This window comes from Maribacter spongiicola (genome assembly GCF_004364165.1).
Lineage (GTDB): Bacteria > Bacteroidota > Bacteroidia > Flavobacteriales > Flavobacteriaceae > Maribacter > Maribacter spongiicola.
In genome coordinates this window covers 336,814-361,757 of the sequence record NZ_SOAY01000011.1, presented here as the reverse complement: position 1 = coordinate 361,757, position 24,944 = coordinate 336,814, and the positions used below count along the sequence as shown (strand labels likewise).

General features: G+C 33.2%; 23 protein-coding genes and 1 tRNA gene. 19 read left to right on the top strand and 5 right to left on the bottom strand.

The window, feature by feature from the left end; all coding sequences use genetic code 11:
* Positions 1 to 13: 13 nt before the first annotated feature.
* On the bottom strand, positions 14 to 1,516 hold the full coding sequence (locus CLV90_RS09755; protein ID WP_133687299.1) for an ankyrin repeat domain-containing protein: 1,503 nt from the start codon (positions 1,514 to 1,516) through the stop codon (positions 14 to 16).
* A 367-nt stretch (positions 1,517 to 1,883) separates the two neighbouring features.
* Here CLV90_RS09755 and CLV90_RS09750 point away from each other — a divergent pair, with 367 nt between their 5' ends.
* The 13 genes from CLV90_RS09750 (at position 1,884) to CLV90_RS09690 (ending at position 14,038) form a co-directional block, all read left to right on the top strand.
* Positions 1,884 to 2,672 carry a hypothetical protein gene (locus CLV90_RS09750; RefSeq protein WP_133687298.1) on the top strand — a complete coding sequence of 263 codons (789 nt, stop codon included), beginning with the start codon at positions 1,884 to 1,886 and terminating at the stop codon, positions 2,670 to 2,672.
* Positions 2,673 to 2,935: 263 nt separating this feature from the next.
* A complete protein-coding gene (locus CLV90_RS09745; protein ID WP_133687297.1) occupies positions 2,936 to 3,325 on the top strand; it encodes a hypothetical protein in 390 nt (129 codons plus the stop codon).
* 459 nt (positions 3,326 to 3,784) lie between these two features.
* Complete coding sequence (locus CLV90_RS09740; RefSeq protein WP_133687296.1) at positions 3,785 to 6,073, top strand: aminotransferase class III-fold pyridoxal phosphate-dependent enzyme; 2,289 nt, start codon at positions 3,785 to 3,787, stop codon at positions 6,071 to 6,073.
* Between the two features lie 6 nt (positions 6,074 to 6,079).
* Positions 6,080 to 6,553, top strand: a complete 474-nt coding sequence (locus tag CLV90_RS09735; RefSeq protein WP_133687295.1) for a hypothetical protein — start codon at positions 6,080 to 6,082, stop codon at positions 6,551 to 6,553.
* A gap of 498 nt (positions 6,554 to 7,051) precedes the next feature.
* Positions 7,052 to 7,918, top strand: coding sequence for a DUF5694 domain-containing protein (locus CLV90_RS09730; RefSeq protein ID WP_133687294.1), 867 nt, complete (start codon positions 7,052 to 7,054; stop codon positions 7,916 to 7,918).
* A 156-nt stretch (positions 7,919 to 8,074) separates the two neighbouring features.
* Positions 8,075 to 8,755, top strand: a complete 681-nt coding sequence (locus CLV90_RS09725; protein WP_133687293.1) for a hypothetical protein — start codon at positions 8,075 to 8,077, stop codon at positions 8,753 to 8,755.
* A gap of 21 nt (positions 8,756 to 8,776) precedes the next feature.
* Positions 8,777 to 9,112: a hypothetical protein gene (locus CLV90_RS09720; RefSeq protein WP_133687292.1), complete on the top strand. Its 336-nt coding sequence runs from the start codon at positions 8,777 to 8,779 to the stop codon at positions 9,110 to 9,112.
* A gap of 44 nt (positions 9,113 to 9,156) precedes the next feature.
* Positions 9,157 to 9,936 (top strand): HipA family kinase, encoded by a 780-nt coding sequence (locus CLV90_RS09715; protein WP_133687291.1) that lies wholly within the window; start codon positions 9,157 to 9,159, stop codon positions 9,934 to 9,936.
* Positions 9,926 to 10,309, top strand: a complete 384-nt coding sequence (locus tag CLV90_RS09710) for a DUF3037 domain-containing protein (protein WP_133687290.1) — start codon at positions 9,926 to 9,928, stop codon at positions 10,307 to 10,309. The genes CLV90_RS09715 and CLV90_RS09710 overlap by 11 nt, the downstream gene beginning before the upstream one ends.
* Before the next feature lie 97 nt (positions 10,310 to 10,406).
* On the top strand, positions 10,407 to 11,426 hold the full coding sequence (locus CLV90_RS09705) for an adenosine deaminase (RefSeq protein WP_133687289.1): 1,020 nt from the start codon (positions 10,407 to 10,409) through the stop codon (positions 11,424 to 11,426).
* Between the two features lie 654 nt (positions 11,427 to 12,080).
* Positions 12,081 to 12,491 (top strand): 6-pyruvoyl trahydropterin synthase family protein, encoded by a 411-nt coding sequence (locus CLV90_RS09700; protein WP_133687288.1) that lies wholly within the window; start codon positions 12,081 to 12,083, stop codon positions 12,489 to 12,491.
* A complete protein-coding gene (folE, locus tag CLV90_RS09695; RefSeq protein ID WP_133687287.1) occupies positions 12,454 to 13,152 on the top strand; it encodes a GTP cyclohydrolase I FolE in 699 nt (232 codons plus the stop codon). Before CLV90_RS09700 ends, folE begins: the two co-directional genes overlap by 38 nt.
* Positions 13,153 to 13,516: 364 nt before the next feature.
* Complete coding sequence (locus CLV90_RS09690) at positions 13,517 to 14,038, top strand: glutathione peroxidase (RefSeq protein ID WP_133687286.1); 522 nt, start codon at positions 13,517 to 13,519, stop codon at positions 14,036 to 14,038.
* Between the two features lie 483 nt (positions 14,039 to 14,521).
* Here the strand turns inward: CLV90_RS09690 and CLV90_RS09680 are convergent, their stop codons facing one another.
* The gene (locus tag CLV90_RS09680; RefSeq protein ID WP_133687284.1) at positions 14,522 to 15,994 is read right to left on the bottom strand and encodes a cryptochrome/deoxyribodipyrimidine photo-lyase family protein; all 1,473 of its coding nucleotides are present in this window, start codon (positions 15,992 to 15,994) and stop codon (positions 14,522 to 14,524) included.
* Positions 15,995 to 16,465: 471 nt separating this feature from the next.
* A tRNA-Ser gene (locus CLV90_RS09675) sits at positions 16,466 to 16,550 on the bottom strand.
* A 158-nt stretch (positions 16,551 to 16,708) separates the two neighbouring features.
* On the opposite strand from CLV90_RS09675, the gene CLV90_RS09670 reads away from it, so the two are divergent.
* The 5 genes from CLV90_RS09670 (at position 16,709) to CLV90_RS09650 (ending at position 21,996) form a co-directional block, all read left to right on the top strand.
* The gene (locus CLV90_RS09670; RefSeq protein ID WP_133687283.1) at positions 16,709 to 17,716 is read left to right on the top strand and encodes a glycosyltransferase family 2 protein; all 1,008 of its coding nucleotides are present in this window, start codon (positions 16,709 to 16,711) and stop codon (positions 17,714 to 17,716) included.
* An 82-nt stretch (positions 17,717 to 17,798) separates the two neighbouring features.
* Positions 17,799 to 19,715 carry a BatA domain-containing protein gene (locus tag CLV90_RS09665; protein WP_133687282.1) on the top strand — a complete coding sequence of 639 codons (1,917 nt, stop codon included), beginning with the start codon at positions 17,799 to 17,801 and terminating at the stop codon, positions 19,713 to 19,715.
* A gap of 26 nt (positions 19,716 to 19,741) precedes the next feature.
* Positions 19,742 to 21,001 (top strand): dihydroorotase, encoded by a 1,260-nt coding sequence (locus CLV90_RS09660; protein WP_133687281.1) that lies wholly within the window; start codon positions 19,742 to 19,744, stop codon positions 20,999 to 21,001.
* A 1-nt stretch (position 21,002) separates the two neighbouring features.
* Positions 21,003 to 21,332, top strand: a complete 330-nt coding sequence (locus CLV90_RS09655) for a hypothetical protein (RefSeq protein WP_133687280.1) — start codon at positions 21,003 to 21,005, stop codon at positions 21,330 to 21,332.
* A gap of 4 nt (positions 21,333 to 21,336) precedes the next feature.
* The gene (locus CLV90_RS09650) at positions 21,337 to 21,996 is read left to right on the top strand and encodes an alpha/beta hydrolase (protein WP_133687279.1); all 660 of its coding nucleotides are present in this window, start codon (positions 21,337 to 21,339) and stop codon (positions 21,994 to 21,996) included.
* On the opposite strand, the gene CLV90_RS09645 is transcribed toward CLV90_RS09650, so the two are convergent.
* Both CLV90_RS09645 and CLV90_RS09640 read right to left on the bottom strand, forming a co-directional pair.
* The gene (locus CLV90_RS09645; protein ID WP_133687278.1) at positions 21,993 to 22,487 is read right to left on the bottom strand and encodes a hydrolase; all 495 of its coding nucleotides are present in this window, start codon (positions 22,485 to 22,487) and stop codon (positions 21,993 to 21,995) included. The genes CLV90_RS09650 and CLV90_RS09645 overlap by 4 nt on opposite strands.
* A gap of 2 nt (positions 22,488 to 22,489) precedes the next feature.
* Positions 22,490 to 23,266, bottom strand: a complete 777-nt coding sequence (locus CLV90_RS09640; protein ID WP_133687277.1) for an MBL fold metallo-hydrolase — start codon at positions 23,264 to 23,266, stop codon at positions 22,490 to 22,492.
* Between the two features lie 170 nt (positions 23,267 to 23,436).
* Here CLV90_RS09640 and CLV90_RS09635 point away from each other — a divergent pair, with 170 nt between their 5' ends.
* Positions 23,437 to 24,882, top strand: coding sequence for a nucleotidyl transferase family protein (locus CLV90_RS09635; RefSeq protein ID WP_133687276.1), 1,446 nt, complete (start codon positions 23,437 to 23,439; stop codon positions 24,880 to 24,882).
* Positions 24,883 to 24,944 lie beyond the last annotated feature (62 nt).

Genomic DNA, 24,944 nt, shown 5'->3' with positions numbered 1-24,944 from the left:
TCAGTTAATTCGGTTATCGCTTTAAGAAATCTAGCGATGTATTCCCTTTCTTCAACACTTCGTTCTCACTTGCCAAATCGTATACCGTTTCTTCAAAATCGGTTGTACTCTTTGCGTCTGCACCTTTAGCTAACAAAAATTTAAGCAACTTATCATTCTCAGCCTTCATAGCTGCTAAATGCAATGCCGTTATACCCTCATCGTTTTTAGCATTGATATCGATATTAAAATCAGATACCTTTTTCAATAACTCAAGGTCATTTTTCTTAGCAGCAACGTGGTATAAGGTATTCCCTTCACCTTGAACAGTATTAAACTTTAAACCTTTAGATTTTAACAATGCCAACTTTGCATCAAAAGCAGTAGCATTTCTTTTGCTGTATGAATCTGCCAAGTAAAATGCCGCAGTATTTCCGGTAGCATCTTTTGCATTGATATCTGCACCTTTTTCTATTAGAAAATCTACAACATCTGCTTTATTATCATGAGCCGCAAGCATAAGTGCAGTTTCACCACTATTGTTGGCAGCATTGATGTTCGTTACATCTTTTGCCAATAATTGAACCATAGCAAGTTCGTTTCTAGCTGCAGCGTTCAAGAACGGAGTGTTACCCTCTTCATCTGCTTGGTTTACATCTGCACCAGCGTTTAAGAAAAGCTCAAAAATAGCAGCATCTTTTGTACCAAATGCCAAACGATGTAATGGCGTACTACCACTTTTCTCAACAATGTTAGGTTCCAAACCTAGACCTTTTAAATAGGTATAGACCGGTAAGCCATTACTGAATCCGCGTCCGCCTTGCGACGCGAACATGAAAGCATTACCACCATTACTGTTTAACGTTTTATAATCAACTCCTTTTTTAACCAGCAGTTTAAGAAAATCGATATTTCCTTTTTTAGAAGCATAATTGAAAATTCCGTTACCGTCATTATCCTTACTATCTAGAGCAATACCTTTACTTAAAAAGAAATCTAATTCCTTTTCGTTCTTCAGAGAAGCAGCAGCTAGCAATAAAACGTTAGCACCATGTTCATTTTTCTCATCAGCCAAATTCACACCTTTATTTTCAAAAGCGTTATAAACCGCAGGGTTTGTAAGTCCCGCATTTGCACCAAAAGCAAGTGGTGTAAAACGGTGACTATCTAAAGCCGTAACCGACGCACCATTATCTAATAAATACTGTACCAGTTCGGCATCGCCAGAATAACTTGCCCAATGTAAATAGATACGGCTATCATGAGTTTTTTTATCTACCCCATTACCATCTAGAGACACTAAATACTTAATTACCTCGGTATCTTGCTTAGTGGTAATTGCCAATGTTGTAGCATCAAAAGAGTTGCTATCTGATTCAGCCGGATCATTACCTTCTGTAATTTTTTGCTTTAAAGCAGCAAGATCAGGGTTCGTTTTCCAGAATTTACGATCTAACAATTCGTTCTTCTCCTGCGCTATACTTGTAAGACTTACAAATAATAGAGCGGTTAGGGCTATTTGTTTTACAATTTTCATGTTCTTATTTTTTTACAAAAGATGCGGTCTTTATTATTTAGAACTTTTTTTAAAATACGCTCCTAAATATTAGTAGTGTCATTAAAAATGCAGGTTCTTTTATTCGACCATTATTTAATTATTTCAGTTGTCAAAAATAATTATTTTTATTTATTCTAAATAAGAATTGATATCTTTTTTTAGTTCTTGAGTTAAGTTTTTGATAAAAATCAAATAAAGCTTGTCACAACTAACTTGATCTCATCAAATTCAATTTGGTATATTATTAATATGATATTCACATTAGATGCTTTATATTTCTATTATTTCATGAGTATACAAAAAATATTATGTATCTATTTCTTAAGCAACTTAAATAGAAACGACATTGATAATTAGAAAAACAAACTTCAAAACCATTTGGCAAAGAGCTAAAATTAGACCACTCTTACTACTTTTAGCATTTCAAGGAATTGTGTTTGCATTATTACTATTTATTCCAATGGGATTGATGATGAATTCATTGGGTAACAGCTATCCATTGGTTGAAAACGTTGAAAAAATCAAATCTGATGGAAAAATTAAAAATGCTATTCTGACAAACATCAAAGGAATTAACAACATTACAATTAACGGAAATAACCCTCAAATCTTGACTTATGAATTTGATTTTAATGGATCAAAAACGGAATCAAAGTTTAGTGTATTTGAACCTGACAAAACTGATATTTTAAAAACTGGCGATATTATCCCAATTAAACATTGGAACGGACAATCAATACCTACAGAATTTGAGCAGTATACTTTTAATATGAGTTTTATGTATTACATAGCTGGAGTTGTTCTGTTAATTGGACTAATTCTTAGTTATCTTCTATACTCACAAATAAATAAGGAAATCTCATTATATAAGACTGGTAAAATCAAGGAGGGAAAAATAGTTTCAATAAGCCATAATAAAGGTTTCACATTTACGAAATTTGGTTCTTCAATGGAGGTACATTATGAATATGGAAATAAGGTGGCTAAGTCTAGAACCAATAATTTTGCTTTGACAAATAATAAATCAATTGGAGATTCAATTAAAATTTTGGTATCACAAGACGGAAAGTCATCCTGTTTATATCCTGAATTGATAGCTAAAACTAATGGATGGAAAGAAAATTACATTGCCTAACAAAGTATAAGACAAATTGCTTTTTTAGGCTTAACCAAAGGTCTTTACATATTTGTAACATCTGATTTTATTTTAAAAAATCCTCAAAGGCAAACTCGCATCTTTCCTTATGTACTTGACATTGACACCAATTCCCTACTCACATCTAAACCTTAGTTCTCTCAACCAACTTCTTTTTGTCATTTGCTTCGCTATACATAATAAAAGAAATATAAAATTGATTAATTTGGTCATTTAAAGTTTTACCCATCAATATTTAATTTATGCCCTATCAAGATGAATTTCTTATTTTCTGGAAATTAGTAACAAAAAGTGTTGAAGAAGGTAACTTTGCGAAACTAACCATGGCAAAAACCATTGGTAAGCCTAATTTGAGAAATATTTTTGTAAGACCAATCTATTCTGAAGATGGCTTTAAAGTCTTGCTTAAATTACGTTACAGATCAAAAGAGACCGAAGATCAAACCGAAGAGCTCACTTTAGATGAAGCATTTATCATCTTGAAATCTCATCTTAAAACATCTTTCTTGACAGTTGTATTATTCACTACAACAAAAGATGTGCTTTTCAAAGTAAATAAAAAAGGTGTTGGTAGCTTTACCGAAAATCCCCCGACTTTCAGCGATATTACTCAAGCTAAGATTGATGATTAGAATAGCGAGATATCTGATAAAATGACAGAAAATATAACTTTTTGATATTTAGCTTTAACCCGAAAAAAACAACCAAAGGGCTTGATCGGGCTATAACAAAAATTTTGCTTTAGGTGTGGCGAGAAGCAAGAGCTAGTTTCCTACTATGCCATTTAGCTTTTCTTAATAATTTAGGAAACAGATTGATTTATTAAGCTGTTATACCGCGCAGCAAGAGCTTTATACTCTTGCTGCTTTTTTTATATCAAATTCCGCATCATAGGCTAACTCCTACCCTATAATTGAATCACATTTTTAATATTTAAATTATGCTATACTACTATCAGGAATATCATATTAATTCATGAATTCAATTAAAACATTTCGACTTCAATAGTAACTATAGGGGTTGTATATTTATGAGATAGTTAGATTTAAGATCTAATTATAACTAGAATATATTTTGATAAGATATCTAATATGAATAGTTTTTTAGAAAAGGAATTCGGACTTCAAGTTAATGATTGTAAAAAGCTTGATGGGTACGATAATTTGAATTACCGCATTACCACTTCAGAATCCTCATACATTTATAAAACCTATCAATACTCAGAAGTATCATTTGATATGGTAAAAGCAGAGAATGATACCCTGTTATTTCTACAAAAAGATTTTGAGCATAAAGTCCCAAAACCGATTCCGTTTAAAGATGGTTCTTATCTAGGTACTTTTTACATAAATGAGCAACCTTCAATATGCCGTATGCTATCGTTTTTAGAAGGTGATTTTTTAGGTGATGTCTCAAACACAGTGCAATTAATTGAATCGCTGGGTGCTTTTCTAGCGGAATTAGATTTAAAACTAAAAGATTTAAAAAACTATACGATACAAAGTAGACAATGGGAATGGGACCTTCAGTATTTTCATTTAAATAGAAAGTACATCAATGATATTACAAATGCGACGGATAGAAATATTGTCCGTTATTTTTTTAATCAATTTGAAGAAAATATAAGGCCACTTTTTCCTGAATTAAGAAAACAGATCATACATAATGATGCCAACGAATGGAATGTTCTGGTGCAACATAACAAAATTACCGGTATTATAGATTTCGGAGATCTAGCGCATTCTTTTCTTATTAATGAACTGGCTATTGCCATTACCTATACGTGCTACGATAAAGAAAATCCTTTAGAGTGGGCTGTAGTATTACTAAAATCTTACCATCAAAAGCTGCCTCTTGAAGCTCAAGAAATAAGTATTTTATATTACCTAATAGCAGCCAGGTTATGTACCAGTGTCTGTAATTCTGCACATGCAAAAAAGGTGAATCCAGATAATAGTTACGCATCGGTAAGTGAGCAATCTGCTTGGAAAATGTTACACCGTTGGTTAGCCATAAACCCTTTACATGCTGAAAATGAATTTAGAAAAGCAGCTAATCTTTCTATAGAGAAACCTGCATCAATTTCGAGTCTTCTAAATAAAAGGTACGAACACATCAGCCCTATTTTATCTACCAGCTACAAAGACCCCATTTATATGGTAAGGTCAGCATTTCAATATATGTATGATGCGGAGGGGAATACGTTTTTAGACGCCTATAATAACATTCCGCATGTTGGTCATTCGCACCCAAAAGTCGTGGAAGCAGCGCAGCGACAAATGGCGAAACTAAATACCAATACACGCTATATTTATGACGAGTTAGCAGATTACGCAGCGAAATTATTAAAACATTTTCCGTCCAATCTGAATAAAGTCTTTTTTGTGAATTCAGGTAGCGCAGCGAGTGATTTAGCCGTACGCATGGCAAACTATCACACCAAAAGTAATACCATGATGGTAATGGAATCTGGTTACCACGGCAACACCCAAATAAGCATAGATATTAGTGATTACAAGTTTAATAACACTAAAGGGCAAGGTCAAAAAAATCATATAATCAAAGCCGTGCTTCCAGATACCTACAGAGGTAAGTACAGCGCTAAAGACCCTAATTCAGGCACTTTATATGGCAAAGACGCCGTTACTCAAATAAAACAAAGTGAACATCAAATTTCCGCTTTTATAAGTGAACCTATATTGGGTTGTGCAGGTCAAGTTCCGCTAGCAGATGGCTATTTAAAAGAGGTGTACCCTGCTATTCGAGCACAAGGCGGCGTTTGTATAAGTGATGAAGTACAAACGGGTTTTGGTAGATTAGGAGACCATTTCTGGGGATATGAAGCCCATGGTGTCATACCAGATATGGTTATTTTGGGTAAACCCATAGCCAATGGCCACCCAATGGGAGCCGTGGTTTGTACACAAGAAATTGCAGCATCGTTTGAGAAAGGTGTAGAGTTTTTCAGTTCGTTTGGTGGCAACCCAGTTTCTTGTGCAATTGCAAGTGCTGTTTTAGAAGTTATAGTTGAAGAAAAACTACAAGAAAATGCAAAAGTTGTCGGCGATTATTATAGGTCTCTTTTAAAAGATCTTATGCAAAAATATAATTGCATTGGCGATGTACGGGGCTCTGGACTATTTATAGGTTTTGACATTGTAAAGGATAACACCAAAACACCAAATACTGCACTCGCAAGCCATATTAAAAACGAATTAAGAAATAGACATATTTTAGTGAGTACAGATGGTCCATTCGATAATGTAATTAAAACCAAACCTCCTTTATGTTTTAGTAAAGAGAATGCAGAGAAAATAGTTACGACGGTCAGTGCAATTCTGGAGGAATATTATAATAATGGAGCAATTTTTGATGTTTAAATAAGTATGAAGAAAGCGATGTATTTGGTTTTAATTTGTTTTGTAATTGCTTTAACAGCAAAGGCTCAAGATAAATCATACACCGAATCTGATTTCTACGGCACTTGGTCGCTTGACCTTAATGAATATGAATTAGAAAATGATTTATACATTTTTGAAAAAGAGAAATCATCAAGTAGTCAAGAAGAAAAATTAAATATAATAGTCACTTTTCTTGAGTCAAGCAAATGCAGAGTTAACTACGATAGAACGTCAGGTTTTTGCGGCAATGAAACATTCAAAGAATACAACTGGTCGTTTGACAAAGGTTCAGATATAATTAATATTTATCATTCTATTGAGCTGTTAAAAGAATTTAAAGAACAAAGTCCTGAAGATTTTAAAGATTTCGACTTACCCGAAAAATATAAATCTATGGAGCTCAAAATAGTTACACTTCAAAATGGAGGTACTGGATTAGAAATTTCAGATTGGGAGTGATTTAGTAACTAATATTTTGTACTTCATATACCAAAAACGGATTTTTTTTTAATAACGTAATAGTACAAATCACAAAGATCTCTGTTAATTATAATATAATTGTTGGACTTATGGGTTGAACTCAGCTATCAATTTAAACGTACAAAAAGAAACTATACGCAGCGTTATTGAATTACAATATCTAAAAGAATCTATCAAAACTTGATTTAAATTTCAGTACTTTTAGTAGTATTACCAACCATAATCAATCAATATGAAAAAATACCTAAGAATTATAATCTCAATAGTACTATTTGTAATATTTGCCACAATATCGTATTACTTTTTAAAAGGGTTCTTCAATCCTTTTACCTCTAACGAAATCTAAATTATACCATAAGTAATGAAACATCCACTATCTACATTCCTACTATTCGCACTATTAATTTCTTCTAATTAATCAGATAAATCTAAGTCAACAGTCTAAATTTGATATAACAACAATTATATCAATTCCACATGAAAAAACTATTTTTTATCCTTTTAATATGTTTCATAAGCTGTAGAAATGAAACATCAAATAAATTGATCAAAACCATTGACGAGCATGATTCACAAAAAGCAGGAAAAATTCAAGTTTTAAATGTTGGTTTTTTTCATTTTGGAACAACAAGTGATGCAAACAAAGTAGATTTCGACGAGAACAATTTAAAAGAACAAAAAGAAATACGACAGTTATCTGAATTACTTGCAGCATTTAAGCCCACCATTATTTGCCTAGAGTATACCCCAGAAATTGATGATAAAATTAATGAAGGGTATATAAAATTCTTAGAAAATCCTGATAAGCTAGATACTGAATATGGTGAGTTAAGCATGGTCGGTTATGACGTTGCTAGAATGAACTCGTTAGAAAAAGTATATGGTATTGATAATTACATAGGCTATAATTACAGCGTGGGAGACTTTATTGAAAATAGCCCAGAGCTAATTAATGCCATAGATCCTAAAACATATTTAGAACTTACCAATAATCCATTAAAAGAGTACCCAGAACTAGAGGCAAAAAATAAGAATTTTGATAATTTGTCGCTACTCGAGAAAATAAAATTAACAAATAACCCAGTAATGCTGGACTATTCTTTAAATACCAATGCAGATAAGCTTTTTTATGTTGGTATAGATGATAATTTTGTCGGTGCTGACCAAGCTGCATTATTCTATCAGCGTAATATGAGAATATTTTCTAATCTCAACCGTATAAAAATGACGGTTGATGACAGGGTTCTTATTATAATGGGTTCTGCGCATACCGCGATGCTTCGCGAATTTATAAGCCGGAGTCCAAAGTTTGAAATGGTTAATACGCTCGACTATTTGAAATAATTTTAACATTGCTACTTGCCGTGATTTTTAAAAGATTTGCATGAAATAAATTCACGATTTTTTTCGCGGATTCTCTTTCTAACAACTTATAATCTATTAGATAAAAGGCTTTTATAATTCGTATCTTACTAATGAATTATATAAAATATACCTATTATGAAACAACTACTCTCCACATTCCTTTTTGCTGCACTATTAGCTTCTTGTAATTCATCAGATAAATCTAAATCAACATCTATAGAAAGCACAGATGCAGATACAGCTACTGAAACAGTTGCAAAAATTAAAAAGCAACTAAAAACCATTGAAACAGATGAAGACCTTATAGCTACGGCATTAATGGCAGCGCCTGCAGGAAGTAGGGCTACAAGTAAGGTAATTGGCTATAATATGGCTGGTGAGTTTGTAACTCTAAAGGAAGGTAATAGCGAATATATTGTTCTTGCAGATGACCCAAAGAAAGAGGGTTTCAATGCTGCTTGCTACCATAAGGACCTAGACCCATTTATGGCGAGAGGTAGAGCATTACGTGCCGAAGGCAAATCTGCCGATGAAATTTTTGCTATTCGAGAGGCTGAAGTAAAATCTGGCAAAATTAAAATTATTCCCGGTTCCACATTACATATTTACTACGGTCCAAATACTGCTTATGATGTAGAAACGTCAAAAGTAGATGGTGCAAGGCTTCGTTATGTGATATACACGCCATTCGCTACATCAGCATCTATTGGCTTACCGGAAACTCCGTCTGCACCCAATCACCCATGGATTATGAATCCTGGTACGCACAGAGCACATATTATGATTTCTCCGCTAGAAAATGAAGTAGAGCAATAATAAAAACGAATTACTGTAAGTATGATTAAACGAATACTAAATTATCTTGGTTGGACTATTGTTGCCATTCTTTTAGGGTTTTTACATATGCGCATTGTTTTAGGTCCAGGGCCAGAATCTGACAATAGCGGAATTCAGTTCTTAAACGGAATTCATGACTTTGTACTATTATATGTAGGAGCGATAGTTGGCTGTATCATTGCCTTTATTTTTATTTTGTTTGATGTTTTTTACTTGAAAAACAAGCTTCAAGGCAATAACAAAGCAACACTGTTTAGATTTATTATTATAATCATCATTGCTATTATTGTTGGTTCTACACATTACTTTTTAGAAAATATTGCCGACGTCATTTAATGCAATATGCCTAATGGTCGTAACACAAATACTATCTTAGCATTATGAATACACTTGATATTAGAACAGTAGATGTTGTTCAATATTTACAGCCCTTACGCGAAGGTGGCTCTATGCCTGCCATTGTAAAAGCCGACGACGATTTTCTCTATGTATTAAAGTTTAGAGGCTCTGGGCAAGGTAAAAAATCGCTTATTTCTGAGTTTATTGGTGGCGAATTGGCGCGTGCGATCGGGTTAAAAGTACCTGAGTTGGTATTTATGAATTTAGAAGATTCATTTAGGCAGACCGAACCAGACGAAGAAATTCAAGATTTATTAAAGTTTAGCGTAGGGCTTAATCTTGGTTTACACTTTTTATCTGGTGCTATTACTTTCGACCCTTTAATTTCTAAGGCAGACGTTATGACAGCTTCAAAGGTTGTGGTGTTAGATAGTTTAATAAGTAATATAGACCGTACCGCTAAAAATGCAAATCTATTATACTGGCATAATGAATTATGGGTGATTGATAACGGGGCAAGTTTCTATTTTCATCATAATTGGGAGACTTGGGAGAGTCACCTTACCAGAACATTTCCGTTTATAAAAGATCATGTGCTTTTACAACAAGCAACTGCCCTACCTGAAGCTGCTGCAGAAATTCAAAAATTCATCACACTAGATAAAATAACAGGAATTATAAATAACATTCCTGAAGATTGGTTGACGAGTGAGTCGGATGTTTTAAATGCGGATGAAAAAAGAGCTGCCTATATTAAATTTATAACCACTAAGCTCTCTATGATCGATGTTTTAGTAAAAGAAGCGGAAGATGCAAGATAGACATACCTTCAAATTTGCGATAGTTAGGATTGTACCCAAAGTAGAACGAGAAGAGTTCTTTAATGTCGGAGTGATTTTGTTCTGTAAACGGACAAAATTTTTAGATATTAAATATCATATTAATGAGGATAAATTAAAAGCCTTTTCTCCGGAAATAGAATATGAAATATTAAACGAATATTTAAAAGCCTGGAAACTGATTTGTGAAGGAAAGAAAGCTGGCGGACCAATAGGAAAGTTAGATTTACCTGATAGATTTGGGTGGTTAACAGCATGCAGAAGTACAGTCATACAAAGCTCCACTACCCGATCCGGACTCAGTACGAATCCGGAAAAAGAGCTCGAAGACATATTTAATAAGTACGTATTGTAAGGTTAAATACTTTTTACTACTCTTATTTTAATTATATTCTAGAAATAATAATATTTAATTAAGTCAAAGGCTTGCCTTTTTTTAAAGAATCAATAATATGCAATCAACAGAACTACAAAGAATAATTCAAGGCATTCCAAAAACGGAACTTCACTTACATTTAGAAGGCAGCTTTGAACCAGAATTAATGTTCGAGATTGCTAATAGAAACAACATTACATTACCCTACGATTCTATCGAATCGGTTAAAGAAGCATACAAATTCAACAACCTTCAAGAGTTTTTAGACATCTATTATGCAGGTGCACAAGTACTGTTGCATGAGCAAGATTTCTTTGATTTGACTTGGGCATATCTAACCAAGGTGCACAGCGAAAATGTAAAGCATGTAGAAGGGTTTTTTGATCCGCAAACACATACCGAAAGAGGTGTTGCTTTTGATGTTGTGATAAGTGGAATTCATCGCGCTCTAGAAAAAGGAAAAAAAGAATTAAATATATCTTACAAACTTATCATGAGCTATTTACGCCATCTAAGTGAAGAAGATGCTTTTAAAACCTTAGAAGAATCGCTACCGTTTAAAGACATCATCGATGGCGTTGGTTTAGATTCCTCAGAAATAGGAAATCCGCCAAGTAAGTTTGCAAAAGTATTTAAAGCATCTGCAGCACAAGGTTATAAACTAGTTGCCCATGCAGGTGAAGAAGGTCCGGCAGATTACATCTGGGAAGCTCTAGATATTTTAAACGTAGAACGTATTGATCACGGTAACCGCTGTTTAACCGACGAAGCTTTGATAAAAAGATTGGTTGATGATAAAATCGCCCTAACCCTCTGCCCTACCAGTAATGTTGCCTTAAAAGTAATTCAGAAGATGGAAGAGCATCCCGTTGCTAAAATGCTTGATAAAGGAATTGTGGCTACTATACACTCAGACGATCCTGCCTATTTTGGTGGGTATATGAACGAGAACTACTACCAAACTGCGAAAGCGCTAAATTTAAGTTTAGTGCAAATTGAGCAACTAGCAATCAATGGTTTTGAAGCAAGTTGGTTGAGTGCCGCATCTAAAGAAAAACATATAAAAGAAGTAAAAGATTACTTTAAATCGCTTTAATATACGAGGGAAACAAATACTTCAAAAACAGCACCATTACCAAGCCTAGCTTTCTACAATAATATGTACGCTATGCCATAGTAATAATACGTTTTACATGGCGAGTCATATTCCGATGTTTTGATATTCATAGTCGCTATGTAAGCGCTCAAATATCTAAAACACCTTACATTCGTACTTCTGAACAAATCTAATGTCATTATCAGTTACAATAATTTATGTAAATAACTTGTCGTCATTAAATTGTAAAAGAGTATAGTCTGCACCTTGCACAATTTTACCCGAAATTTTAAATATAAGCTTCTCTTCATTTTAAAATAACGTTCTTAAACTAGTATCTATAGACTACCCACAAGCTAAATCTTAACTCCTTTAAATACTACCAAGAGGGGATTCAGACCGCTCATATTAAAGTCTACAATTCAGATAGTTAAATCAAAAATTCAAAGCTTTTTTTACTGTTTTTTGTTTTCAATTCATTAGTAAAAACCAAGAATTCAATCATCAAAGAGGTTAATAAAATCATTGGCTTCGAGCATTCCATTACCTTTCATTTTCCATAATTAAAAATTTTGTTTAATATTTAACACTATTACTTAAACAAAATTAAATACCTTTGAATAATGAAATTTTAAAAAAAACTTTCTTTAAATCATGAATAAACTAGCCATAGTAAGATGTGAACATTTTAATGCCGCACACAGATTGCACAATGCAAATTGGAGCGATGAGAAAAACAAAGAAATCTTTGGAAAATGTAATAATCCAAATTTTCACGGGCACAACTACGAACTAGAAGTAAAAGTAATTGGTTATTGCAATGCGGATACTGGTTACGTAATAGACACCAAAATTTTATCTGATTTGATTGAAGAAAAAATATTAAAACGATTTGACCATAAAAATCTAAATCTAGACACTGAAGAATTTAAAACCCTTAACCCGACTGTTGAAAATATAGCAATAGTCATCTACGATATTTTAAAAATTGAGATTGAACCAAATTTAGAATTAAAGATTAAACTATATGAAACACCAAGAAATTATGTTGAATACCCTTATTAAAGAAAACAAATTAAATGGATTTTCGGAAGAAGAAATCGGTGATGATCATATTTACACAGGTCTTGAAACACCTATGAAACCAGATGCATTTAAGATATCTGACGAAGTAAAAAAAGATAAAATAGCAGATTTATTCTCACAGATAATGGATGTTATGGGACTAGATCTTGAAGATGATTCATTGAAAGGAACACCTAATCGTGTTGCAAAAATGTATATAGATGAAATCTTTTCTGGTTTAAATCCTGCTAATAAACCTAAAGTAGCATTATTTGATAATAAATATCAGTACAATCAAATGCTAGTAGAAAAAAATATTACATTTTATTCGAATTGTGAGCACCACTTTGTACCAATTATAGGTAAAGCTCATATCGCATATATTTCTTCTGGTAAGGTAATCGGACTTTCAAAGCTTAATAGAATTGTTCAGTATTTTGCTAAAAGACCTCAAGTACAAGAAAGATTAACAAATCAAATCGCTGCTGAGCTTAGACAAATTTTAGAAACTGAAGATGTAGCCGTTATAATAGATGCGAAGCATTTGTGTGTTTCGTCTCGTGGAATTAAAGATGATACCTCTGCGACAGTAACTTCTTTTTACGGTGGTGTATTTAATACAACAAGTAAGATTGCAGAATTACAAAATTATTTAAATTAAAAAAGCTTACTCGAACTTAAAACAATAGTGGCAAGTGTAGAGAAAAATCGTTTACTTAAATAATTAGCATTAACTGAACAGTTGAACTATTATAGTTTTATAACTAAATACCATTCTTATAAGAATGGTATTTAGTTATAAACTTTAAAAAAAAGAGTCAAAGAGTATAGAAGGTTTAGTAAGTCATTTGTTGGTGATTTTTGTCATTAAACAAACTAATTAATGTTTAAGTGAAGATTATCAATATTAATTTGGAAATTTAAAAATAGTGAACACTGCTATTTTTAAATTCATGAATACTAGCTATGTTCAGCACAGCAAATCCGGCACTTAGTATCCGATAATTTCTTTTAAAATTAAGTCAATGAAAAAAATAGAAAAAGCAAAAACGACTCCCATCAAAAAATCTATAAGCACAAAAACTTCTATTTATGAGATAAAAATAAATTCACTTGAAGGCGAGTCCATTGACCTTTCTAAATTTATTGGTAACTATATTCTATTTGTAAATGTGGCTTCAGAATGTGGCTTCACCATTCAATATAAAGATTTACAAAAACTAAGTGACACTTATAAAAACTTAACGGTTATAGGCGTTCCCTGTAATCAATTTGGAGGACAGGAGTCTGGTGATAGTTCTCAAATTAAAGCTTTTTGTGAACGTAATTATGGCGTGAATTTTTTACTGACAGAAAAAATAGATGTAAAAGGTAGCAAACAGCATCCTTTATATCAATGGTTGACCAATAAAGAAATGAATGGCAAAACCAGTTCTACTGTAAGGTGGAATTTTCAAAAATACTTGATAAACAAAGAAGGAAACTTAATTGATTATTTTTATTCCATAACAAAACCTTTTAGTTCAAAAATCATCAAGCATTTATAATGTCAATTAATATACTAGGGATACTTATTGATTTTGGATTAGTAGTACTCATTTGGATAGTGCAATTAATCATTTATCCGAGTTTTACGTTTTACAATCACAAGAACCTAGTCTTATGGCATAAAAAATATACTCGGTTAATTGCCTATATCGTTGGTCCGTTGATGGTTAGTCAATTAGCACTATCGATATACCATTGTATTACAGAAATAGAACCCTATCAGTTGCTAAAACTAATTTTAATAATCTTTGTTTGGGTGATTACAATGTTACAATTTGTACCACTACACAACCGTATTATCAATAATGAATTTGACCATAAGGTACTCTTATCATTAGTTCGAAAAAATTGGTTAAGAACTACACTTTGGACAGTTATACTTTTTATAGAATGCCTATTTATTTAGAAGGTAAAAAGTGTAAAAAATAATAATCAAAATTTTAAAACTTAGGTACGGCAAAAGTCTTTCAATACTAAGCATTTCACCTTAAATCGGTCTTTGAATTATTTACATGAGTTTTCAGCAGACGGTATTTTTCTTTTTGAACAGCAGGATGATTTTTATGCTCCCAAATTTTTTCTCTTGCAACCCGTGCACTTTCTTGTAAATCTACAATTGGTAATGGATAATCTTCACCAATACTAACTTCACAGAAAGACTGTTCTAAAACTGTCATTTTCCAAGGTTCATGAATGTGAACAATTGGAACGTTCACAAGTTCTGGAACCCACTTTTTTATAAATACACCGTTAGGATCATGTTCTTGAGAGTTCTTTACTGGGTTATATAAGCGCACAGTATTAATACCAGTTGTACCAGCCTGCATTTGAAATTGAGGATAATGTATACCAGGCTCATAGTCTAAAAATTGCCTAGCCAAATGATAGGTGCCATCTCTCCAATCTTGATCTAGATTGAGTGTTAAAAATGAAACTACCATTGCCCTCATTCTAAAATTTATCCATCCTGTTTGCGCTACAGCTCTCATACAAGCATCAACTAATGGATAACCCGTTAAACCTAGCTTCCAGGCTTTAATAAATACATCATTTTTTTCATGTACTAATAATTCATACCCTCTATTGATACACGCTGTTTCATACCTACATTCCACCTCAAATTTTTGAATAAAGTGGCAATGCCAAAACAATCTAGTTAACATGGCTGAAAATGCTCGATTATTCTTTGTTCCGTTCGGGTGGGTACCTACAAATTGAAATACCTGTTTTACACTTATATTTCCCCAAGCTAAATATGGCGATAATCTACTACACCCTTTTCTGCTTTCTGTTGGTTTTGAAATATGTTTTTGATAATTACTACCCCTTTTGGCGGCAAAAGATTTTAAATATCGTAAGGCATTCTGTTCGCCGCCAGGTTGAAAATTACTGTTGGTTTTTTCTAAATTATTCTGAAACTCTTGTGGCAATAAAAAGGGATGTTCTAATAGCTCTAAATCAGATACCGAATACTTATTTCTAATGATAGGCTGATGCATTTTCGAGTGCCATTGCTTACTCCAATCCTCTCTATTCTTAATACCTCTTATAATACCGTCACGCTGAAATTCTTGCCAATCAATACCATGCGTCTTACAAAATTTCTTTACTTTTTTATCTCGCTTCCAGGACAATTTTATACCACTTTCACAATAGCTAAAAAGTGAATTAACTTGAAAATGATCGTTAAGGTATTCAAGAATATACTCGACTTCACCATAAAAAAGCGTTACACTTCTTTGATACGGTTTTAAGGTTATATTTAAATCTAAGATAGATTGATAAATAAATTGTAAATGCCTTAAACTGGTATCTGGGTATTGTATTAGAGTTGGTTCATATAAGTAGATAATTATATATGGAATACCTGCTTTTTCAGCATTGAACAAAGGTTCATGATCTTGCGAACGTAGATCACGTTTCAACCATACAATATTCAGTTTTGCTTTGTGCAAGAGTACTTTAATTTTTATTTATTTAAGAAGAAATAGCTGTTGTAAATATACAATTCTACCCAGTTTTAAATAAAGATTAAACTTCATTTCTATTTTTGAAAGACCAACAAATTTTTCTTAAAACTATAAAATAACTAGAGACTATTTTTTGAATATATAAAGGATGATGTGACTATAAAAAAGTTATAATAACGAAATTGAAAAATTGAAAGAATAGGTTAACATCAGTTGAATTTATCTACGCTTACGTAGGATATCATCAGAGATAATTCTCTAACCTGGATATTTAAATTATTATTGACAAGGGATTCACCCTGTGCATCCCTCAATCTCCGAACATGACAATAAAGCTCAAATTGTAAAAACAATTTTAGGTCTTTTTTCTTTCACTCCATTTATGAAAACTATGTTTTCAACATGTCGTAAAAGAAAAAAACCCAATATCTTAACGATATTGAGCTTTGCTCTAAGCGGAGAAAGAGGGATTCGAACCCCCGGAGGTGTGACCCTCAACAGTTTTCAAGACTGCCGCATTCGACCACTCTGCCATTTCTCCTGAGTGCCTCATCAGGTATTCCCTGAATGCGGGTGCAAATATATAAAGGTTTTCTTATCTATTAAAGCCTTTTCTTAATTATTTTTCAACTCATTTATTTCTAAACTTTTCAAACGAAATGAAAAGGTTGAAATTCAGTTATTTATTACCTTGCCGCAATGGTAAATTCGCTAGTGAGTATATTGATTCCTTTTAAAAATGTTGAAGAATATTTTGAAGAATGTCTGAAATCCATCCAAAATCAGACCTATAAAAATTGGGAAGTCATTGCGGTAAATGATAATTCTAGCGACAATAGTCTATTAATTGCAAATAAATTTGCTGCTGAAGACGATCGTTTTAAAATATTCTCTAATGATGAATCGGGCATTATAACCGCTCTCAGAAAAGCGTACATAAATAGTTCTGGTAATTTTATCTCTCGTATGGATGCCGATGACCACATGACCAAAGACCGCATTAAAATAATGGTCGATTCTTTGGTAAAAGAAGGTCTAGGATCTCTCGCCGTGGGTAAAGTCAAGTATTTTTCTAAGGTGGGAGTAAACGATGGCTACAATCGTTACGAGAAGTGGCTCAACAAACTGACTGCAACCGGTGAAAACTTTAAAGAGATATATAAAGAGTGTGTAATACCATCGCCCTGTTGGATGGTTCATAAAAAAGACTTTGACAACTGCGGAGCATTTATGCAAGACAGATACCCTGAAGATTATGACCTTGCTTTTCGTTTCTATGAATACGGATTGAAATGTATACCCTGCTCCACTACCCTGCACTATTGGAGAGATTATGATAACCGAACATCACGAACAAGCCAGCACTATGCACAGAATTATTTTTTAGATATAAAGCTTCATTACTTTTTAAAATTAGAATTTAAACCAACAAACAACTTAGTGGTTTGGGGCGCTGGTAAAAAAGGAAAAACTATTGCCAACTCGCTCGTAGAAAAGAATATTAACTTTCATTGGGTTTGCGATAATGAAAAGAAAATCGGTAAAGATATTTATGGTGTACGCCTTGAACACTTCAACGTACTTCAAAATATAAAAAATACAAAGTGTATGATTACGGTTGCCAATGAAGAAGACCAAATGAGCATTACCTCTTTTTTTAAAGAATTGAATTTAAAACCTGCTGTAGATTATTTTTTCTTTTGCTAACTAATCTTCATAAAAATAATAGTTGCATTCTCACAAGCTTCTAAATTCAAAATAATTATCTTTGGCATAAGCAAAATCAGGAATGCAATTTAAATATCCAGAACTTCTTTGGGGTCTTTTACTACTACTCATTCCGATCATTATTCACCTTTTTCAATTACGCCGATTTAAGAAAACGCCCTTTACCAACGTAAAGTTCTTAAAACAAGTAGTTTCTGAATCTAGAAAAAGCAGCACCTTAAAAAAGTGGTTATTACTTTTTACTAGAATGGGCTTATTAGCAGCTTTAGTACTAGCATTTGCACAGCCATTTATTGCAAATGACGATGCACTTCAAGAAAAAGAAACTGTTTTCTACTTAGACGATTCTTTTAGTATGAACGGGCAAATTGAAAATAGCAACCTCTTTAAAAACACCATACAAGATTTTATAAAATACATACCCAAAGACCAGCGCTTTACTCTATTCACCAACAAACAAGTATTTAAAGATGTTGAAGTAAAAGATATTCAAAACGAATTGTTAAATCTTACCGTTACTGCCGATCAGTTGGGTGTTACCAAAATTATTTTAAAAGGAAATACCTATTTCAGCGATAATGCCGCATCTCAAAAAAACCTAGTGGTTATTTCAGATTTTCAGCAACGTATGGGAGACCTTAGCAAGGTTGATACGACAAAGAATATCAATATTCAGTACATAAAGCCTTCTAACGCACCAATTACGAATACGTCTATTGATTCTGTATTTATTGCCGAACGGACTAATGATAATATTGAATTGGTTGCGCTACTATCTACCAATGCTAATGATGAAACTATACCGGTTTCTTTATACAACGATAACAAGCTTATCGCTAAAACATCTGCTAAATTTGATACTAGTAATACGGCTGAAGTCCGGTTTACTGTCAACGCCAACGATGTTGTTTTAGGCAAGGTAACTATTACAGATGCCGGCTTGGATTATGACAACCAATTCTTCTTTAATATTGATAAGAAATCAAAAATTAAGGTATTGGCAATCGGTGATTCGTCGGCAGATTTCTTAAGGCGTATTTATACCGAAGATGATTTTAACCTTACAGAAAGTACATTAAATCAATTGAATTACAGCACTATAGAGAATCAAGATTTGGTTATACTTAACGAAATTCAAAAAATACCAAGCGCTCTTAATACCGCTCTGAAGTCTTTAAGTAATAATGGCGGCAGTTTCGTTTTGATTCCCTCAGTTGATGGCGATATAGCTTCTTATAACGAATTAACATCCGCATATTTCAATAGTAGATTTTTAAACGGAGTATCACAAGAGATTGCAATTTCCGAGGTAAAAACAGCACATCCTTTGTTTATAAATGTGTTTGATAAAAAGGTTAACGATTTTCAATTTCCTACTGTAAAAAAATATTTCAAAATTAATTCTAAAGCACCGACAGCACTTTCTTTTCAAAATAAAGAGCCGTTTTTAATAGGGAATAAAAATGGGTATTTCTTTACTGCAGCGATTAGTAGCGATAATTCAAATTTCAAAAATTCACCTTTAATAGTACCTGCATTTTACAATATGGGTATGAACAGTTTAAAGCTACCGCCACTGTATGCAACTATTGGCACTGACGTTGAAATAGAATTACCGATTACCTTACAGCAAGACGATATCATTAAAATCGCCAACGAAACCAATGAGTTCATACCGCAACAGCGCGTATTGCCAAAAAAAGTACAGGTCAATTTTATAGAGAATCCGAAAGAAGCCGGCATCTATAAAATTATGCATAATAACAAAACCATTAGAAGCATCGGTTTTAATAACAACAGAGAAGAGAGTGCATTAATTTACGCTACTTTACCAGAAAATAACAGCGATACATCACTATCGAATTTCTTTTTAGAAAGTCAAAAAAACAATGCCATAAACGAGTTTTGGAAATGGTTTGCTATTTTAGCATTAGCATTTGTTTTAATAGAAACGGCACTTCAAAGATTCTTAAAATAAACTAGTAACGAACCAGCCATAACCCTATGAATATACTTTTAAAATCAGTTACGATAGTAAATGGGAACACAAAGAGTCTTCATTTAAAGAAGCGGGATATTCTTATTAAAAACGGAGTTATAGATGCTATTGAAACTACTTTAGAGCCAAGCGGTAAAATAAAGGTCATCGATATTAAAAATTTACATGTTTCTTTAGGATGGTTTGATAGCGGCGTTAGTTTTGGTGAGCCTGGGTATGAAGAGAGAGAAACTATTGAAAACGGATTGTTAACGGCTGCCAAAAGCGGATTTACAGATGTCGTCCTAAATACCAGCAGCTACCCAACACCAGATTCAGCTTCTGATATTGTCTATTTAAAAAATGCTGCCAAAAATCAATTAACTGGTTTACACCCTTTAGGCAACTTAACTGTAAAGGGTGATGGCGAAGTACTTGCAGAACTTTATGACATGAAAAATACTGGTGCATTAGGCTTTTATGACTACAAGCACCCAATGGCAAATGCCAACCTATTAAAAATTGCGTTGCAGTATGCTCAGAATTTCGACGGACTCGTATTTTCTTTTCCGTTAGATAAAAGCATCGCTGGCAAAGGCATCGTTAATGAAGGTATTACTAGTACCAAATTAGGACTAAAAGGGATACCTGTCCTAGCGGAAGAATTACAGATTGCAAGAGATTTATTTATCTTAGAATATACAGGCGGAAAATTATTTATCCCAACCATTTCTACGGCAAGTTCTGTAAAATTGATAGCCGATGCCAAGAAAAAGGGATTGCAAGTATTCTGCAGCGTAGCAGCACACAACCTTGTTATTACCGATAGTGAGCTAGAAGATTTCGACACACAATATAAAGTAATGCCACCACTGAGAACGGCAGTAGATTTAAAGGCACTTCAAAAAGGAGTGAAAAACGGAACTATAGATTTGGTAACATCTGATCACACACCATTGAATGTTGAACTGAAACATGTAGAGTTTGACAATGCTGATTTTGGCACCATAGGTCTAGAAAGTACCTTTGGTATGTTGAACGAACTATTAGGTATTGAAGACACTATTGAACTGCTTACAAAAGGACGATCAGTTTTTGGAATGAAAGAGCCAGAATTGAAAGTTGGACAACCAGCAAACCTTTCTCTTTTTACTACAGATGACACTTATGAATTTTCAAAAGATCAGATTCTAAGCTCAAGCAAAAACTCCATCACAATAGGCAAACCAATGAAAGGAAAAGTAGTTGGATCAATTGCAAATAACCAATTAGTATTAAATAAGTAACATGGAGAAAGCTCCCGAATTACCAGGAAAAACAACTGCTATTGTGGCTTATCTTACAATTGTAGGCGCACTAATTGCGATTAGTATGAATTCAGAACCAAAAAACAAATTTGCTCGTTTTCACACAAGACAGGCTTTCGGACTTCATATTATCTTTCTTGCTTTTGCCATATTAAATGCACAATGGGGTAATGAGTATGGCTTTTACGGGCTATACATATTTTATATTGTACTTTGGTTTTATGCCTTTATAGGCCTATTGGCAAACAAAGAACAAGAAGTTCCCGTTTTGGGACCTTACTTTCAAAAATGGTTCACTTTTATTAAATAATATAATGACAACAGCTCCCCTATCTTTAGAACATATCATTAGACCTTCTAGTCTAACCGATAAAAAACCACCAGTACTTTTTATGCTGCATGGTTACGGTAGCAATGAAGAAGACTTATTCTCTTTCGCACCAGAACTACCAGAAGAACTATGTATTATCGCCGTTCGTGCGCCTTATATATTGCAGCCTTATGGGTATGCTTGGTACGCCATTAATTTTGATGATGAAAAAGGAAAATGGAGTGATGATGATCAAGCCATTGAATCTCGTGACAAAATCAAGAATTTCATTGATGAAGCCTGTTCTACTTATGGGCTAGATGAAAATAATGTCAACCTTTTAGGTTTCAGTCAAGGTACCATTCTTAGTTATGCAGTGGCATTATCATATCCTGAAAAAGTAAAGAATATTATCGCTTTAAGCGGATATATTAATGAAGAAATTCTAATTGATTCTTATAAGGATAATAACTTCGACAATCTTAATTTCTATTGCTCTCATGGCGATATGGACCAAGTGATACCGGTAGATTGGGCAAGAAAATCCCCCGAAATACTACAATCTTTAGGTATTAAACATGTATATGAAGAGTTTCCTGCAGGGCATGGTGTTGCACCGCAAAATTTCTACTCCCTTAAAAAATGGATTTCAGATAAAATCTAGTTACTACGCGTATATAAAAGGTGATCTATCAAGGTAAAATCCACCCCTAGATCATCTTTTAATTCATATTTGATCAATAATTCTCCCCAATATTTACCATCAGAAAAGTCGGTAAGTATCCATTTATGATTCAATACTTTTATTTTATTAATCTTAAATTCGCTCTGCATTCCCTCATATGGCACTAATGGATTATCCCCTTTTTGGGCATTTGTTTCCAATAATTTATCGGCAACGTATGCTGCGGGATTTTTTAAATCTAAATGTTCGAAATAAGCAAGTGCGTCGTCATTGTTCTCTAAAGAGAAATACTGCATATCAAGTACTTTCAAAGAGGATTTTTGAACCGAGTCTTTCAAATTTTCCACTTTACGCTCTAGTCTTGTAATTGTTTTAGCATTGGCTTTAGTCATATTGCCACTACTTACCACTAGGTATAAACAGATTAAGGATACAAATAGAAATAAATAAAGGTATATTTTGCTCTTCATAGTTATATAGTAATAGTTAAATTATCGTATGCCAAATGTATATTTTTCGGAAGTATTTTTTCTACTTCGTCGTGAAAACCAAGCAAGTGGCTTATATGTGTAAAATATGCTTTATCTGGGTTTACATCTTTAATAAAGGCTATAGCTTCTTCTAAATTAAAATGAGAAATATGTGGCTCTAATCTAAGTGCATTGACCACTACCACCTTAGATCCTTTTATTTTTTCTATTTCTTTGTGTTCAATCGATTTTACATCGGTCAAATACGTGAAATCTCCTAACCTAAAGCCGAAGACCTGTAGTTCGTTATGCAAGACATTAATTGGTATAACCTTGCTATTACCGATCTTAAAAGACTCGTTATTATTAATAAAGTTGATATTAACTGTCGGTGCACCTGGGTATTTGTTCTTTTCTTGAAATATATACCCAAAACGTGTTTTTAAAGACTCCACCACCCTTTTATGTGCGTAAATAGGAATATTACCCTGTCTAAAGAAAAAAGGGCGTATATCATCAAGCCCTGCAGTATGGTCAGAATGTTCGTGGGTATATAAGATTCCATCTAAATGACGAACATTATGGGTAAGCATTTGCTGGCGAAAATCTGGTCCGCAATCAATAACATAGTTATAATCATCCCAAGAAAGTAAAACAGAGACCCGTAGTCTTTTATCCTTTGGGTTATCACTTAAACATACAGGGTGTGTACTTCCAATTATTGGAATACCTTGAGAAGTTCCAGTTCCTAAAAATGTAACACGTAAGTTGTTAATCATGTGCTACAAATTTAATTCCTTTTTAATAAAAATGGCAATTGAAAATTATAAGATCACTGTATTTAAAAGGGAATAAAAACAATAACCGAAAGTTATTCCATTTTTTTCTGGCTATTGCCCTTTGTAACAACCATTCTTTATAACTTTGTTCAAAGCTAAACAGGTAAAAAATGGCATCGGTATTAAAAAGAGATAGTGTTTTTGAAAATATTCCCTCTATTAAAGCAAAAACCCTTCGTATAAATCTGAATCCGGATATATATGGAACCTTCGCAGAAATTGGCGCCGGACAAGAGACCGCACGTCATTTCTTTAGATCGGGTGGTGCCTCGGGTACTATTGCAAAAGCAATGAGTGCTTACGACAAAGATTTTAGTGATGCAATTTATGGTATTGAGACAGATGGGCGATATGTAACCCAAGCGCGATTAAAAACCATGCTTGACTATGAGATGCAATTGATGGAAGAGCGTATTAGTCGCGAAAACCACCCTGACAGATTGTTCTTTTCATACGCGAATACAGTAGCGACTATTGATTTCTCTAAACGCTATAAAGGTCACGGTTGGATCGGTATTCGTTATCAACTAGATTCAAAGCAGAAAGAGTATGATGAAATAGTCTTGCATATTCGTTTTAAACAGAATGAGGCAAGATTGCAGCAAGAAACACTTGGTATTCTTGGGGTAAACCTTATTTATGGGGCGTTTTATAAATATGACAAGCCTAAAAAAATGTTGAAATATCTATATGACCATATAGATAAAGATACCTTAGAGATTGATATGATCAATTTCTCTGGACCAAATTTTAAAGAGGTCGATAATCGTTTAATGAGTTTGCAACTTATTAAAAATGACATGACAGATGCCGTTATGTTCGGTCCTGACGGCAATAACTTACTACCTGCAGCCATTCTTTACAAAAAGAATATCTTGGCTTTACGTGGTAGTTTTAGACCTGTTACCAAAGTAAATTTAGACATGTTTGAGAAGTCATATGACATTTTCATTCGCGATAAAGGGGTGGATCAAAATAATACAATTGTAATATTCGAGATCACACTTTCTAACCTAAAAGCATCAGGAGAAATTGATGAACAAGATTTCATGGACAGGGCAGAATTACTATGCTCACTAGGGCATTCGGTTATGATTTCTAAGTTTCAAGAATATTACAAATTGGTAGAATACTTTAATAATTATACCAAAAACAGAATTGGCTTGACCATGGGTGTTAATAACCTAGTAGATATTTTCGATGAAAAATATTACCGTCATTTAAGTGGTGGTATACTAGAAGCTTTCGGTAAATTATTCTTTAAAGATTTACAGGTGTATTTATACCCAATGAAGAACCCAGATACGGGTCAGATTATGACAAGTAATAATGTTAAGGTTCACCCGCGTATGAAAGAATTATACAAGTTCTTTAAGTATAATGGCAAGGTTATGGACATTATAGACTACGAACCAGAAGTAATGCATATTTTCTCTAGAGATGTTCTTAAAAAATTAATGAACAATGACGAAGGATGGGAAAAAATGCTACCTGAAGGTATTGCCGAAATCATTAAGAAAAAGCAATTATTTACTAGAAAACCAGAAGAACAATAGTTGACTTAAATAGTTGATTATCAAATTAATAATAATTAAAAACGCCCATTTACAATGGGCGT

Bases quoted from the DNA above. Each gene is read 5' to 3' on its own strand.
- CLV90_RS09720 (WP_133687292.1), top strand. From the start codon at position 8,777: ATGATTAAACGAATACTAAATTATCTTGGTTGGACTATTGTTGCCATT.
- CLV90_RS09655 (WP_133687280.1), top strand. From the start codon at position 21,003: ATGGAGAAAGCTCCCGAATTACCAGGAAAAACAACTGCTATTGTGGCT.
- CLV90_RS09735 (WP_133687295.1), top strand. From the start codon at position 6,080: ATGAAGAAAGCGATGTATTTGGTTTTAATTTGTTTTGTAATTGCTTTA.
- CLV90_RS09640 (WP_133687277.1), bottom strand. From the start codon at position 23,266: ATGATTAACAACTTACGTGTTACATTTTTAGGAACTGGAACTTCTCAA.
- CLV90_RS09740 (WP_133687296.1), top strand. From the start codon at position 3,785: ATGAATAGTTTTTTAGAAAAGGAATTCGGACTTCAAGTTAATGATTGT.
- CLV90_RS09700 (WP_133687288.1), top strand. From the start codon at position 12,081: ATGAATAAACTAGCCATAGTAAGATGTGAACATTTTAATGCCGCACAC.
- CLV90_RS09755 (WP_133687299.1), bottom strand. From the start codon at position 1,516: ATGAAAATTGTAAAACAAATAGCCCTAACCGCTCTATTATTTGTAAGT.
- CLV90_RS09650 (WP_133687279.1), top strand. From the start codon at position 21,337: ATGACAACAGCTCCCCTATCTTTAGAACATATCATTAGACCTTCTAGT.
- folE (WP_133687287.1), top strand. From the start codon at position 12,454: ATGAAACACCAAGAAATTATGTTGAATACCCTTATTAAAGAAAACAAA.
- CLV90_RS09745 (WP_133687297.1), top strand. From the start codon at position 2,936: ATGCCCTATCAAGATGAATTTCTTATTTTCTGGAAATTAGTAACAAAA.
- CLV90_RS09730 (WP_133687294.1), top strand. From the start codon at position 7,052: ATGAAAAAACTATTTTTTATCCTTTTAATATGTTTCATAAGCTGTAGA.
- CLV90_RS09645 (WP_133687278.1), bottom strand. From the start codon at position 22,487: ATGAAGAGCAAAATATACCTTTATTTATTTCTATTTGTATCCTTAATC.
- CLV90_RS09705 (WP_133687289.1), top strand. From the start codon at position 10,407: ATGCAATCAACAGAACTACAAAGAATAATTCAAGGCATTCCAAAAACG.
- CLV90_RS09670 (WP_133687283.1), top strand. From the start codon at position 16,709: ATGGTAAATTCGCTAGTGAGTATATTGATTCCTTTTAAAAATGTTGAA.
- CLV90_RS09715 (WP_133687291.1), top strand. From the start codon at position 9,157: ATGAATACACTTGATATTAGAACAGTAGATGTTGTTCAATATTTACAG.
- CLV90_RS09710 (WP_133687290.1), top strand. From the start codon at position 9,926: ATGCAAGATAGACATACCTTCAAATTTGCGATAGTTAGGATTGTACCC.
- CLV90_RS09660 (WP_133687281.1), top strand. From the start codon at position 19,742: ATGAATATACTTTTAAAATCAGTTACGATAGTAAATGGGAACACAAAG.
- CLV90_RS09725 (WP_133687293.1), top strand. From the start codon at position 8,075: ATGAAACAACTACTCTCCACATTCCTTTTTGCTGCACTATTAGCTTCT.
- CLV90_RS09665 (WP_133687282.1), top strand. From the start codon at position 17,799: ATGCAATTTAAATATCCAGAACTTCTTTGGGGTCTTTTACTACTACTC.
- CLV90_RS09690 (WP_133687286.1), top strand. From the start codon at position 13,517: ATGAAAAAAATAGAAAAAGCAAAAACGACTCCCATCAAAAAATCTATA.
- CLV90_RS09635 (WP_133687276.1), top strand. From the start codon at position 23,437: ATGGCATCGGTATTAAAAAGAGATAGTGTTTTTGAAAATATTCCCTCT.